Origin of the sequence: Actinosynnema pretiosum, from assembly GCF_024171695.1 — a bacterium.
Classification (GTDB): Bacteria; Actinomycetota; Actinomycetes; order Mycobacteriales; family Pseudonocardiaceae; genus Actinosynnema; species Actinosynnema pretiosum.
The window spans coordinates 70,089-82,692 of sequence record NZ_JAMTCF010000023.1; the positions used below are offsets into that span (position 1 = coordinate 70,089).

At 74.0% G+C, this 12,604-nt stretch carries 10 protein-coding genes; 6 read left to right on the forward strand and 4 right to left on the reverse strand.

The features are described 5' to 3' along the window. Nucleotides 1-564 precede the first annotated feature (564 nt). Nucleotides 565-1,530, forward strand: coding sequence for a DUF6892 domain-containing protein (locus tag LV78_RS34790; RefSeq protein ID WP_253850308.1), 966 nt, complete (start codon nt 565-567; stop codon nt 1,528-1,530). Between the two features lie 106 nt (nt 1,531-1,636). Here LV78_RS34790 and LV78_RS34795 read toward each other — a convergent pair whose 3' ends face one another. The 4 genes from LV78_RS34795 to LV78_RS34810 form a co-directional block, all read right to left on the reverse strand. Beyond that, nucleotides 1,637-3,397 carry a thiamine pyrophosphate-requiring protein gene (locus tag LV78_RS34795; RefSeq protein ID WP_253850310.1) on the reverse strand — a complete coding sequence of 587 codons (1,761 nt, stop codon included), beginning with the start codon at nt 3,395-3,397 and terminating at the stop codon, nt 1,637-1,639. Next, nucleotides 3,394-3,564, reverse strand: a complete 171-nt coding sequence (locus LV78_RS34800; RefSeq protein WP_253850312.1) for a hypothetical protein — start codon at nt 3,562-3,564, stop codon at nt 3,394-3,396. The genes LV78_RS34795 and LV78_RS34800 overlap by 4 nt, the downstream gene beginning before the upstream one ends. Before the next feature lie 163 nt (nt 3,565-3,727). Beyond that, entirely contained in the window at nt 3,728-4,567 is an 840-nt protein-coding gene (locus LV78_RS34805) for a DUF6801 domain-containing protein (protein ID WP_253850314.1), read from the reverse strand. A 172-nt stretch (nt 4,568-4,739) separates the two neighbouring features. Further along, nucleotides 4,740-5,744 (reverse strand): glycoside hydrolase family protein, encoded by a 1,005-nt coding sequence (locus LV78_RS34810; protein WP_253850316.1) that lies wholly within the window; start codon nt 5,742-5,744, stop codon nt 4,740-4,742. A gap of 188 nt (nt 5,745-5,932) precedes the next feature. Between LV78_RS34810 and LV78_RS34815 the strand changes: the two genes are divergently transcribed. The 5 genes from LV78_RS34815 to LV78_RS34835 are packed head-to-tail and all read left to right on the forward strand — an operon-like array spanning nt 5,933 to nt 12,556. Continuing rightward, the gene (locus LV78_RS34815) at nt 5,933-6,934 is read left to right on the forward strand and encodes a LacI family DNA-binding transcriptional regulator (protein WP_253850318.1); all 1,002 of its coding nucleotides are present in this window, start codon (nt 5,933-5,935) and stop codon (nt 6,932-6,934) included. Beyond that, nucleotides 6,931-8,523, forward strand: a complete 1,593-nt coding sequence (locus LV78_RS34820; RefSeq protein ID WP_253850319.1) for an FAD-dependent oxidoreductase — start codon at nt 6,931-6,933, stop codon at nt 8,521-8,523. Before LV78_RS34815 ends, LV78_RS34820 begins: the two co-directional genes overlap by 4 nt. Beyond that, nucleotides 8,523-10,730, forward strand: a complete 2,208-nt coding sequence (locus LV78_RS34825; RefSeq protein ID WP_253850321.1) for a hydantoinase/oxoprolinase family protein — start codon at nt 8,523-8,525, stop codon at nt 10,728-10,730. The genes LV78_RS34820 and LV78_RS34825 overlap by 1 nt, the downstream gene beginning before the upstream one ends. Next, nucleotides 10,727-11,275, forward strand: coding sequence for a hypothetical protein (locus LV78_RS34830; RefSeq protein ID WP_253850323.1), 549 nt, complete (start codon nt 10,727-10,729; stop codon nt 11,273-11,275). Before LV78_RS34825 ends, LV78_RS34830 begins: the two co-directional genes overlap by 4 nt. Nucleotides 11,276-11,278: 3 nt before the next feature. Beyond that, a complete protein-coding gene (locus LV78_RS34835; protein WP_253850326.1) occupies nt 11,279-12,556 on the forward strand; it encodes a transporter in 1,278 nt (425 codons plus the stop codon). Nucleotides 12,557-12,604 lie beyond the last annotated feature (48 nt).

Sequence of the window (12,604 nt, forward strand, 5' to 3'; positions counted from 1 at the left end):
TGCGCTGACAACTACTGCTGCCAGGAAGATCAGCAGGGCGCGTCCGCTCATCAACGAGCTTCGGGAATCATCGTTTGCTGATGCATCGGGACCGGGTAACATGCGGTTTGCTTCCTCTCCTCATCCAGGTTCGGGGAAGAAGGGCGGCCCCCGTTCCAGCGGGGGCCGTTCGCTTTTCGCGAACGGGTGCCGTCCTTCGCGCGTCAAGCGAGCGGCGCCCCCGCTCGAGCGGGGAGGAGTAAACCTGTTACTGCCACAGGGGATCACCGCCGCGCGTGCGGCGAGGGCCTCGATAGCGCATACCGTACAGCCTATCTCTGAGGATCGGCAAATGGCACAGTGAATCAGCCACCTAGTACTGACACAGATTCTGCTGTGCTTGAGGCCGCAATTCGCGGACTCTCGAATGTGATACCCCTTGCTTGGAATCAGGGTTGCGCGACTGTGCACCGGTGAGTGCAGAGCACGACCGATGGTAACGACCCATTGTTTACCGATTAACCAAATCGGTCGTCTTTGGTGAAGACGGACGTGCTGTCAGACCCCCGGCCTACCATCCGGCACGTGCCCGAGTTCTCCGACTTCGCCGCCAAGCTGCTGGTGCTCGACCAGCTGTGTTACGCGCTCAAGCTGCTCCCGCCCTACCCCGGCGCCCAGCCCGACGACCACTCCCCGACCTACCGCAACCCCGACGCCGTCGCCTACTACCGGGACCTGGTCATCCCGGACGAGGTGCTGGGGCGGGTCACCGAGGTGCTCCTCGACGGGGGCAACAGCATCTACTTCGACGTCGCCCCCCACTGGGACGGGGAGGACGACTCGTTCGACGTGCGCGAGTGGGGGGAGTTGGCCCGTCTGCCCGCGTTGGCGGTGGTGCGCTCGTCCGGGGTGGTGCCCGCGGAGGGCAGGCGGTTGTTGCGGGAGCGCGGGGTGGTCGTGGACGACGACGCCGACGTCGCCGTGGTCAGCCGGGTCAGGACGTACCAAATCGACGGGCGGGCGGTGCGGGTGTCGGTCGAGCACGGGTACGAGGACCTGGCCGAGGAGCTGGTCGCGCGGTTCGCGGGGGTTCCGGACGGGGAGGTGGTGCGGTTCGGGTGCGGGCGGTTCGTGATCGGGGTCGAGCGGGGGCGGGCGGCGGTGCTGGCGCCGTTGGTGTTCTGGGCGCATCCCGCCGAGCGGTGGCCTTGGCACGGCAACCTGAGCCGGGTCCTCCGGTTGACGCGGGCGCAGCGGGCCATCACCTCGGCTGCCGCGCCCGACCTCGCCGACGGGGTGGACGTCGAGGTCGGGGCTGAGCGGGCTCGGCGGGTGGTGCTGCGGCGGCGGGAACCGGTGGACGGGCACTCGGGGTGGGAGATGCGGGCCGACCCGGCCACCGGGGCCGGGGTGGTCACCAGGGCGTTGGGGTGCCTGGTCGGGTACCGGCCGGGAGCGTTGCCCGCGATCGCGCTGCCCCCTGGGGCGGTGGTGGAGCTGGACGTGGACGAGATCACCTCGGTGAGCGGGGTGACGGCGGGGGAGCGGTGATGTCCCGGTGGCCGGAGTGGAACGGGATGAGGACCACTCCGGCCCGGCCTCGTGCGGGACGTGCCGTCCGCGACGCGCGGTCGGCCGCTCGTCCACGGGGGTGCGATCAGGACTGGCGTCGCACGTTCGCGCGCTCCGCGTCGCTGTCGGGCTCCTGGTCGAGGCCCCGCAGCACCGCCTGCGCCTTCTCCTCCGGCAGGTTCGGCGGCAGCAGCGGCACGGCCGGGTCCACCACCGCCTCCACGACCACCGGGCGGTCGGCGGCGAACGCCTCGCGCCAGGCCTCGTCGAGCCGGTCCGGTGAGTCGACGCGGATGCCGCGCAGGCCCAGCAGCTCGGCGTGCGCCGCGTACGGGAACGCCGGAACCCGTTGCGAGGCCGGGAAGCGCGGGTCGCCCTCCATCTCGCGCTGCTCCCAGGTGACCTCGTTCAGGTCCCGGTTGTGCAGCACCAGCACCACGAACCTCGGGTCCGACCAGGAGCGCCAGCGGTCGGCCAGGGTGATCAGCTCCAGCAGGCCGTTCATCTGCATCGCGCCGTCACCGGCCAGCGCCACCACCGGGCGGTCCGGGGCGTCCAGCTTCGCCGCGAGGCCGTAGGGGAGGGCGCAGCCCATCGTGGCCAGGTAGCCGGAGGTGTGCGCGGGCGCGCCCGGTGGCAGGGCCAGGTGGCGGGCGTACCAGTAGGTGGAGGAGCCGACGTCCACGGCGACCCGCACGTCTGGCGGCAGGTGGGCGGACAGCTCGCGCACCACCAGTTCCGGGTTGAGCGGGGTCGCGGGGGTGTTCGCGCGGTCCTCGGCGACCTGGCGCCAGCGGGTGGTGGCGGCGGACACCCGGCGCTCCCAGCCGCGGTCGGGGTTGCGGCGCAGGAGGGGGAGCAGGGCGCGCAGGGACTCGCGGGCGTCGCCGACCAGCGCCGCCTCGACGGGGTGCTTGCTGCCGATCACGCGGGCGTCGACGTCGATCTGCACGGCGCGGACCCGGCCGGGTTCCGGGTAGAACTCGGTCCACGGGTCGTTGCTGCCCACGATCAGCAGCGTGTCGCACTCCGCCATCAGCTCGGCCGACGCGGTGGTGCCCAGGTGGCCCATGACGCCGGTGTGCCACGCCGGGCCCTCCGGGAGGACCGGTTTGCCCAGCAGGGACGTGGTGACGCCCGCGCCCAGGATCTCGACCAGCCTGGTGATCTCGTGCTCGGCGCCCGCCGCGCCGCGTCCGACGAGCAGGGCCACGCGGTGACCGGCGTTGAGCACGTCGGCCGCCCCGCGCAGGTCGTCCTCGCGGGGGAGCACGCGCGGGCGGGCGGTGACGGCGGAGGAGGGGACCACGCCGTGGGTGTGCGGCGGGTCCTCGACGGCGTCGGCGCGCTGCACGTCGTGCGGCAGGATCAGGCAGGTCGGCACGCGTTCGGCGATCGCGGTGCGCATCGCGTTGTCCAGCAGGACGGGCAGCTGCTCGGGGGTGGAGACGGTGTGCAGGTAGCGACCGCAGACGTCCTTGAGGAGGGAGTGCAGGTCCACCTCCTGCAGGTAGCCGGTGCCCAGCGCGGTGGACACGACCTGGCCGACCAGCGCGACGACCGGGCGGCGGTCGAGCTTGGCGTCGTAGAGGCCGTTGAGGAGGTGGATCGCGCCGGGGCCCTGGGTCGCCAGGCAGACGCCGACGCCGCCGGTGTACTTGGCGTGGCCGCAGGCGGCGAAGGCGGCCAGCTCCTCGTGGCGCGACGGGACGAACTCCGGGTCACCGCCCGCGCGGTGCAGCGCGGCGAGGACGGGATCGATGCCGTCGCCCGCGTAGCCGAAGACCCTGGGGACGTTCCAGGTGCGCAGGCGGCGGACCAGCGCGTCCGCGACGGTGCCGTTCACGCGCGACCTCCCCGCGCGAGGGCGCGCGCCAGCAGCCACCCCAGGGCGGCGGCCGTCGCGGTCAGCACCGCCGACCGGGCGGTGACCAGGCGGAACAGGGACTTCTGGGCGTCCTGGTCCACCTCCCGGTCGTGCTGGGCGGGCGTCGTCTCGGTCTTGCTCGTCATCGCCGACCTCCTTCGTCGGCGACGGGCTACCCGCTGGAAATCGGGTGAACCGGACTTCACCGACCGGGTGATCGGGGGGGGGAGGGAGGGAGAGGGGGCGGGGCGTGCTCGGGAACGTCGGGGAGCCGCCCGGCTCGCGCGCGGCGGAGCGGTTGTCCCGTGGTCAGCCGCGCGCGGTCGCGAAGACCAGGCCCTGGCTCGGCAGGGACGTGCTGCCCCGCACGTCGCGGGTGACCACCTTCAGGCGGTGCTGGCTGTCCGGGGCCAGGCCGGTCAAGGTCACCTGCGGGTCGGTGGTGGTCGTGACGAGGGCACCGTCCAGGTGGACGTCGTAGCCCGCCGTGGCGGTCCACCAGGAGCGGCCCACCCAGGTCACCGTCGTGGTGGTCGGGGTGGTGGCGGTGACGGTCAGGTCGGTGGGGCGCAGGGGGCGGTCCGCGATGTAGGCCAGGGACTGGACGACGCCCAGGAGGTCGTCGCCGCCGGGCGTCCTGGTGCACAGGGCGTCCAGCGGGGGGAGCGGGGCGCCGTCGTCTGCCTTGGGGCGCAGGGACAGGGTGATGTCGCCGAGGCGGATCTCGTGGTTGCCCGGCGGGTCCACGCGCAGCGGGGCCAGGCCTCCTGCGGCGTGCAGCCACGACCAGCCCTGGCCGGGGGCGAAGGTGAGGTCCGCCCGCACCTGCCTGGTGGCCGCGCCGGTGATCGAGACGTCCACCCGCGCCGTGCTGTCGCCGTCGACGCGGCCCTCGACCAGGTTGGTGATGTCCAGGTCCAGGTCCACGAAGGCGGTCTGGGCGTAGGAGACCGCGTTCGGCAGGGCGCCCACGTCGTCGGGCAGGAGACCGCCGAAGTGCACGCCCACCGGCACGGTCCGGCCGGTGGAGGTGGCGCAGGTGTAGGAGGCGACAAGGTCGGCCGGTGCGGCGGTCGCGGCGGGGGTGAGCGCGCCGGTGAGCAGCAGGGCCGCGACCGCGGTGGTCGCCGCGCGGGAAGTGGGGGTCATGGGGTCTCCCTCGACGGTTCCTCGCCCGCGACCCAGTGTCGTCCCGGACCGGCCTGCGCGGCAGCGGTCAACCGGCGCAAGCGCGTCCGTCGTCCGGAGGGCGTGGCCGCCGCCACGCCCTCACGGGCGGTCCGGGACGCGCTCCCCGGCCTGCGGCTCACCGGGTGCGCGCTCAGGGGTTCGGGAAGCCCCTGGCCACCGCGATGTTGCCGGACAGGCGCTCGCCCGCCTCGTAGATCATGTACTCCACGCCGCCGTCGCTGCCGAACGCCGGGGCCGCGCACCGGCCGTTGTCCGGGAAGCCCGGCAGCGGCGCGTTGAACACGCCCATGTGCCTGCGCTTGGTGAAGTCCTTGCCCACCTCGGTGATGCGCATCGTGCCGCCGGAGGCCTTGTCGCAGTGGTAGATCACGTACGTGGTGCCGTTGCGCTCGACCACGGCGGGGGCGCCGAGGTTCTGCACGCCGAGGTCCTGCGGGCGCACCAGCGGGGTCTGCGAGATCGTCCAGGACCTGCCGTCCTTCGAGGAGCCCCAGCCGATCGAGCGGCGGTTCGCGGTGGTGTTGATCATGAACACCATGACGTACCGGGCGCCGTTCGGCAGGTCGTGGCGGAACACCCTGGCGTACGATGCCTCCGTGGCGCCTGCGGGGAGCATCGCGGTGGTCAGGACCACTCGGTCGTAGGTGAAGTCGACGCCGTTCTTGGAACGCGCGAGCCGGGTCGTCGTGTTCTCGCCGTGGAAGTACAGCCACATCTCCTTCGCGTCCTCGTTCCACAGCGCGTGCGGCGACGAGACGTGGCTGACGTCGTAGTGCTCGCCCCACTTCCGGGAGACGATCGGATTTCCCCGGTGCTCGGTGTACGGGCCCGCCAACGAGTCCGAGTAGGCCAGGCAGATGCCGCCGGGCGCGTCGTGCGGCGCGTAGTACAGGTAGAACCTGCCCAACGCCCCGGAGATCCGGCCCACCGTGCCGCGCACGCTCGGGAAGATCAGCTCACCGGTCGGGTTGTACGCGAGCTTCCCCTTGTCCAGGGCCAGACCCTGGTAGCGGTAGTTCGGGAAGCCGGGTGGCTCGGCCGCCGCCGTCCCCGCCGTCAGCCCGGCTCCGCCGACCACCCCGACGCCGCCGACCACGGCCGCGCGCAACACCCCTCGGCGGGACAGCTCGCCCATGCTCATCGCTCCTCGCGTCGCTGAAGTGATCCGCACAGTCTTCGCGCCGCCACCCCGCCGCCGTCAAGGTGCTAATACGTATTAATTCCCCTGTTCGCGGATTTCCGGTCACTTCGAGGTGAATCGTTGACTTCCCGCCGACCGGCGGGAAGTCTCCCGCTAATCCGCATTGGCGCGAAGGAGCCGCAATGCCGCCCAGGCCGAGGCAAGCCGACATCGCGAAGCTCGCCGGGGTGTCCCAGGCGACCGTCTCGGTCGTGCTCGGGGGCAACCGGTCGAACCTGCGCATGGCCGAGAGCACCCGGCTGCGGGTGCTCGCCGCCGCCGAGGAGCTGGGCTACGTGCCCGACCCCGTGGCGACCCGGCTCGCCTCGCGGCGCAACAACATCCTCGGCGTCTACACCTTCACCCCGACCTTCCCCACCGACATCGCCGACTCCTACCACCCGATCCTGACCGGCGTGGAGGAGCAGGCCGCCGCCCTCGGGCAGGACCTGCTGCTGTTCACCGGCGCGGCGGGCCGCGCGCACGACAGCCGCGAGCTGCGGCGCACCCGCATCGCCGACGGCTGCCTGTTCTTCGGCAGGCACGTGCCGGTCGACGCGGTCGCCCCCCTCGTCGCGGAGGGCTTCCCGCTTGTCTACATAGGACGGCGGGACGAGCTGGAGGGCGGAATCCCCCACGTGGGCGCGGACTACGTCACCGCCTCGGCCGCCGTCGTCGAGCACCTGAGGTCGTTGGGGCACCGGGACATCCGGTACGTGCGCGAGCACGACGACGCCCCCTCGTCCACCGACCGCGAGCGCGGCGCCGCCCTGGAGCGGGTCACCCGCACCGACGGCAGCGACCTGACCACCGACCTCGTCCGCTCCTGGGTCGCGGACGGCGTCACCGCGATCGTGGTGGAGGAGACCGACACCTGCGCCGCCTACCTCGCGGTGCGCCGGGCGATCCGCGACGCCGGGCTCCGCGTGCCCGACGACCTGTCGCTGGCCTTGCTGGGCCGCCCACCGGACGACGAGAGCGTCACCGGCTTCGAGGTGCCCCGGCACGAGATGGGCCGCGCCGCCGTGCGCCTGCTCGTCGACCTGGTCACCCGCGCCACCACCCCCGACTCCCCGCAGGCCAGGCGCCTGCTCGCCTGCGCGCCCGTCCTGGGCGCGAGCACCGACCGCAGGAAGGGCCCATGACCGAGATCCGCACCGAAGTCCTCGTCGTCGGCGGCGGGCTGGGCGGCGTCGCCGCCGCGCTGGCCGCCGCGTCCGCCGGGCGCCGCGTCGTGCTCACCGAGGAGACCGACTGGATCGGCGGGCAGCTCACCGCCCAGGGCGTGCCGCCCGACGAGCACCCGTGGATCGAGAGCTTCGGCGCCACCGCCTCCTACCGGCGGCTGCGCCGGGGCATCCGCGACTACTACCGCGCCCACTACCCGCTGCGCGCCGAGGCCTTGCGGCTGGACGCGCTCAACCCCGGCGCCGGCCGGGTGTCCAAGCTGTGCCACGAGCCGCGCGTCGCGCTCGCCGTCCTGGAGTCGATGCTCGCGCCGCACCGCAGCGCCGGGCGGCTGACCGTGCTGCTGGAGCACCGCCCCACCTCCGCCGAGACCAGCGGCGACCGGGTCGACGCGGTCACCCTCGCCGGACCGGGCGGGGACGTGGTGGTGCGCTTCGACGTCGTGCTCGACGCCACCGAGGGCGGGGACCTGCTGCCGATGGCGGGCGTGGAGTTCGCGGTGGGCGCGGAGTCCCGCGACGAGCACGACGAGCCGCACGCCCCCGAGGTGGCCGACCCGGCGAACCTGCAGGGCATCACCTACTGCTTCGCCCTGTCCCACCACGCCGGTGAGGACCACACCGTCGACCGGCCGGAGATGTACGACTTCTGGCGCTCCTACCGGCCGGAGTTCTGGCCGGGACCGCTGCTGGGGCTGCTCGCGCCCGACCCGCGCACCCTGGAACCGGTGCCGCGCACGTTCGTCCCCAACCCGGAGGGCGACCCGCTGGCGGTCAGCGCGGACCAGAGCGCGGACGCCGGGGACAAGGAGCTGTGGGGCTTCCGCCGCATCCTGGCGCGCGGCCTGCACCGCGATGGCGCGTTCGACTCCGACATCACCCTGGTCAACTGGCCGCTCAACGACTACTGGCTGCGGCCCGCGCTGGAGATCGACGGCGTCAGCACCACCGAGGACGTGGCGCTGGCGCACCACGAGGCCAAGCAGCTGTCCAAGTCGGTGCTCTACTGGTTGCAGACCGAGCTGGGCTTCCCCGGCCTGAAGCTGCGGCACGACGTCATGGGCAGCCGCGACGGGCTCGCGAAGTCCGCCTACGTCCGGGAATCACGGCGGATCAAGGCCGTCACCACGGTCACCGAGCACGACGTGTCGCTGGCGGTCCTCGGGCCGCACGGCCGCAAGGCGCACCCGGACTCGGTGGGCGTGGGCAGCTACCGGATCGACCTGCACCCGTCCACCTCCGGCGACGGGTACGTGGACGTGGCCAGCACGCCGTTCGAGATCCCGCTCGGCGCCCTGCTGCCGCAGCGGGTGGAGAACCTGCTGCCCGCGGCCAAGAACATCGGCACCACGCACATCACCAACGGCTGCTACCGGCTGCACCCGGTGGAGTGGAACGCGGGCGAGGTCGCGGGCCACCTGGCCGCTTTCGCGCTGAGCGAGGGGATCAGCCCGCGCGCGGTGCGGGAGCGGCGCTTCGACGAGTTCGCCCAGTTGCTGGACCGGGCCGGGGTGGAGCGCCACTGGCCCGACGTCAGGGGGTACTGATGAGCGAGGACAACGAGGTCCGAGCAGGCGAGGTCCGCGCAGACGAGGTCCGGTCGGGCGGAGCACGGGCGGGCGGGGTGCGGATCGGCGTCGACGTCGGCGGCACGTTCACCGACGCGGTCGCCGTCGACGCGGCCACCTTCGCCCTGCTGGGCAAGGTGAAGGTCCCCACCAGCCACGACCACCCCGACGGCGTCGCCCACGGCATCCTGCGCGCCCTGGAGGAGCTGCGCGCGGCCACCGGCGTCGACCTGGCCAGGGTGTCGTTCCTGGCGCACGGCACCACCCAGGCCACCAACGCCCTGCTGGAGGGCGACGTGGCTGTGGTCGGCATCGCCGGGATCGGCACCGGGTTCGACGCCTGGGCCACCGCGCGGCTGAAGTCGTTGCGCAGACTCGAACTGGCGCCCGGCCGCCCGCTGCCGATCCGCTACGCCGCCGTCACCGACCCGGCCGACCCGGTGGTGGTCAAGTCGGCCGTCGACGCGCTGCACCGCGAGGGCGCCGAGGTCGTGGTCGCGGTCGAGCCGTTCAGCGTCGACGACCCGCTGGGGGAGCGCGCCGTGGTCGCCGAGGCCCGCGAGCAGGGCCTCCCGGCGACCGCGACGCACGAGATCACCGGCCTGTACGGGCTGGCCAAGCGCGCCCGCACGGCCGTGCTCAACGCCGGGATCATGCCGCGCATGACCGGGACCGCCGACCTGGTCGACCGCAGCGTCGCCGCCGCCGGGATCACCGCCCCGCTCATGGTCGTGCGCGGCGACGGCGGCGTCATGTCCGTCGCCGAGATGCGCAAGCGCCCGCTGCTCACCGCGCTGTCCGGACCGGCGGCGGGCGTCGCGGGCGCGCTGATGGGGGAGCGGCTGAGCGAGGGCGTCTTCCTGGAGACCGGCGGCACCTCCACCGACATCTCCGTGGTGCGCAGGGGAAAGGTGCAGGTCCGGCACGCCCGGCTGGGCGGTCGGGAGACGTACCTGCCCGCGCTGGACGTGCGCACCGTGGGCGTCGGCGGCGGCTCCATGATCCGGGTCTCCGGCGGCGCGGTCACGCAGGTCGGGCCGCGCAGCGCGCACATCGCCGGACTGCCGTACGCCTGCTTCGCCGAACCCGGCGCGCTGGACGGCGCGACCCTGGTGCGCCTGGCGCCCCGCGACGGCGACCCGGCCGACCACGTCGCGCTGGAGACGCCCGGTGGCGGCAGGTTCGCGCTCACCACCACCTGCGCGGCCAACGCGCTCGGCGTCGTCCCGCCGGACGCCTACGCGCTCGCCGACCCCGGCACCGCCCGCGCCGCGATCGCCGTGCTCGCCGCCGATCTCGGCACGACCGTCGAGGAGGCCGCGACAGCGGTGCTGCGCAAGGCGATCGCCCCGGTCGAGGCCGTGGTGGACCAGCTCGTGGCCGCCTACCGGCTCGACCGCTCCGCGCTCACCCTGGTCGGCGGCGGCGGGGGAGCGGCGGCCATCACCCCGTTCCTGGGCACCCGGTCCACAGTGGACTGGCGGATCGCCGCGCACAGCGAGGTGATCAGCCCGCTCGGCGCGGCGCTGGCACTGGTGCGCGAGTCGGTCGAGCGGATCGTCCCCGACCCGAGCCACACCGACGTGCTCGCGGTGCGCGCCGAGGCCGAGCGGGCCGTCATCGCCCAGGGCGCCGACCCCGCCGGGGTGGACGTGGACGTCGTGGTCGACCCGCAGCGCAACCTGATCCGCGCCGTCGCCACCGGGGCCACCGAGCTGCGCGCCAAGGACCGCGCCCAGGTCGTCGACGAGGACGCGGTGCGCGCGGCCGTCGCGCGCAGCCTGGACGTGCCCGCCGACCAGGTCACCCGCCTCACCGCCACCGGGCACCACGCGGTGTGGGGCGCGCAGGTCCGCCGCAGGGGCCTGCTCGGCTTCGGCCGCACCACCCGGCACGTGCGCGTGGTCGACCGGGAGGGCGTGGTCCGGCTGCACGCGGCGGGCGCGCACGTCGCCGAGACCACCGTCGCCCGCGCCCCCGGCGAGCTGGCCGGGGTGGTGGACGAGCACACCTCCCACGGTGACGGCGGCTCCCGCGCGCCCGCCGTGTCGCTGCTGGTCGGCGCGAAGATCGCGGACCTGTCCGGGGTGCTGGACCGGGACCAGCTCGTCGCGCTCATCGGCGCCGAGCTGTCCTCCAGGGGACCGGACGAGCCGGTCGTGGCGATCGTGGAGGACCGGCGGTGACCGACGAGGAGCTCGGCGCGGCCCTGCTGGCGGCCACGCCCACCCACGAGGACCGCGACCCCGAGCTGCTGCGGCGCTGGGCGCGCACGGCGCTGGGGTTCGGCGACGAGCTGGCCGAGCGCGGGCTGCCGCCGGACGTGCGGGTGGTAGAGCGCGACGGCGGGGTGCGGGACGGCGAGGTCGTGCTGGCCGAGTACCACCGCCGCACCGGGACCGCCGTCGTCCGCACCGACGCGCTGCGCCGGGTCCGCCGGATCGCGCGGGAGCGGGGGTGGGACGTCGACCCGGACGCCCTGCGCACCGCCGCCGTCGCGCACGAGGTCGCCCACCACCTGCTGCACGGCCCGCTCGCCCGCGAGCTCAAGCGGCGCCTGGGGCACCACGCCCTCCGGCTCGGCCGGTGGCGCGTGCTCGGCCACGTCGCCGGGGCCGACGAGCTCGTCGCGCACCGGTTCGCCCACCGGGTCAGCGGCCTGGGCCGCAGCCCGCTCGCGCTGACCGCGGCACTCGCGGACAGCCTCGCCCTCGTCGCGCAAGGAGGCTGATCGATGGGGATCGCCGTGCTGGCCGTGATGGCCATCGGGGTCGCGCTCATGCTCACCCGCGTCCTGCCCACCGCGTTCGCGCTCGGGCTGCTCGCCGTGGTGATCGCCCTGCTGTCCGGGGCTTCCCTGGTGGGCAAGGAGAACAGCGTCACCGCCGTGCTGCAGAACGGGTCCGCGCTGCTGGCGAGCACGATGATCGCGGTGCTGCTCGGCTCGTGGCTGGGCACGCTGATGTCCGAGACCGGCATCGCCGCCACGCTCGTGCGCAAGATCGTCGAGTTCGGCGGCGAGCGGCCCGCCGTGGTGGCGCTCGGGGTGTACGCGGTGGCGGTGCTGTGCGGGTCGATCACCGGCTCCGCGCCCGCCGCGATGCTCGCGGGCGTGGTCGGCATCCCGGCCATGATCGCGGTGGGGGTGCCGCCGGTGGTCGCGGGCGGCACGGTGCTGATGGGCCTGGCGACCGGGCTGCCGGTGGAGCTGATCGGCTGGCAGTTCCTGTCCGACGCGGTGGACCTGCCGCTGGAGCAGGTGCGGGCGTTCCAGCTCAAGGTGTTCCCGATCGCGCTGGTGGTCGGGGTCGCCTACGTGCTGGTGGAGGTGCGGCGGCGGGGCGCCAGGCACGCGTGGGCGGTGCGGGCGGCCAAGGCCCCGGACAAGCGGGCCCGGCGCGGGGACGCGCCCTGGTACGCGCTCGTCGCGCCGCTGCTGCCGATCGTGCTGGCGCTCGGGTTCGAGCTGCCGATCGTGCCGTCGCTGCTGGCGGGCGTGGTGTTCGCGCTGCTGACCACCACCCGGCCGGGCCGGTTGGGGGAGACGGCGATGCGCTCGCTGTACCGGGCGTTCGACGTGGCCGCGCCGCCGCTGGTGCTGTTCGTCGCGATCGGGATGCTGCTGTCGGCGGTGCGGCTGCCGGGGGCGGTGGCCGCGCTGGACCCGGTGGTGTCGGCGGTCAGCCCGTCCGGGCCGGTGCTGTTCGTGGTGGTGTTCGCGCTGCTGGTGCCGCTGTGCCTGTACCGGGGGCCGCTCAACGTGTACGGGCTCGGCGCGGGCATCGCCGGGGTGCTGGCCGGGGGAGGGGTGTACCCGGTTCCGGCGGTGCTGGGGCTGATGTCGTCGTACGGGCAGGTGCTGTGCGTGTCGGACCCGACGAGCACGCAGACGGTGTGGAGCGCGCAGTACGCGGGCGTGCGGCCGGAGAAGGTGATGGCGTCGACGCTGCCCTACACGTGGGTGATGGCGGTGGGGGTGCTGACGCTGACGTCGGTGCTGTTCCTGGCCTGAGCGGGGTGGGGTCGCCTCGGGCCGGGGTGCCCGAGGCGACGTGGAATA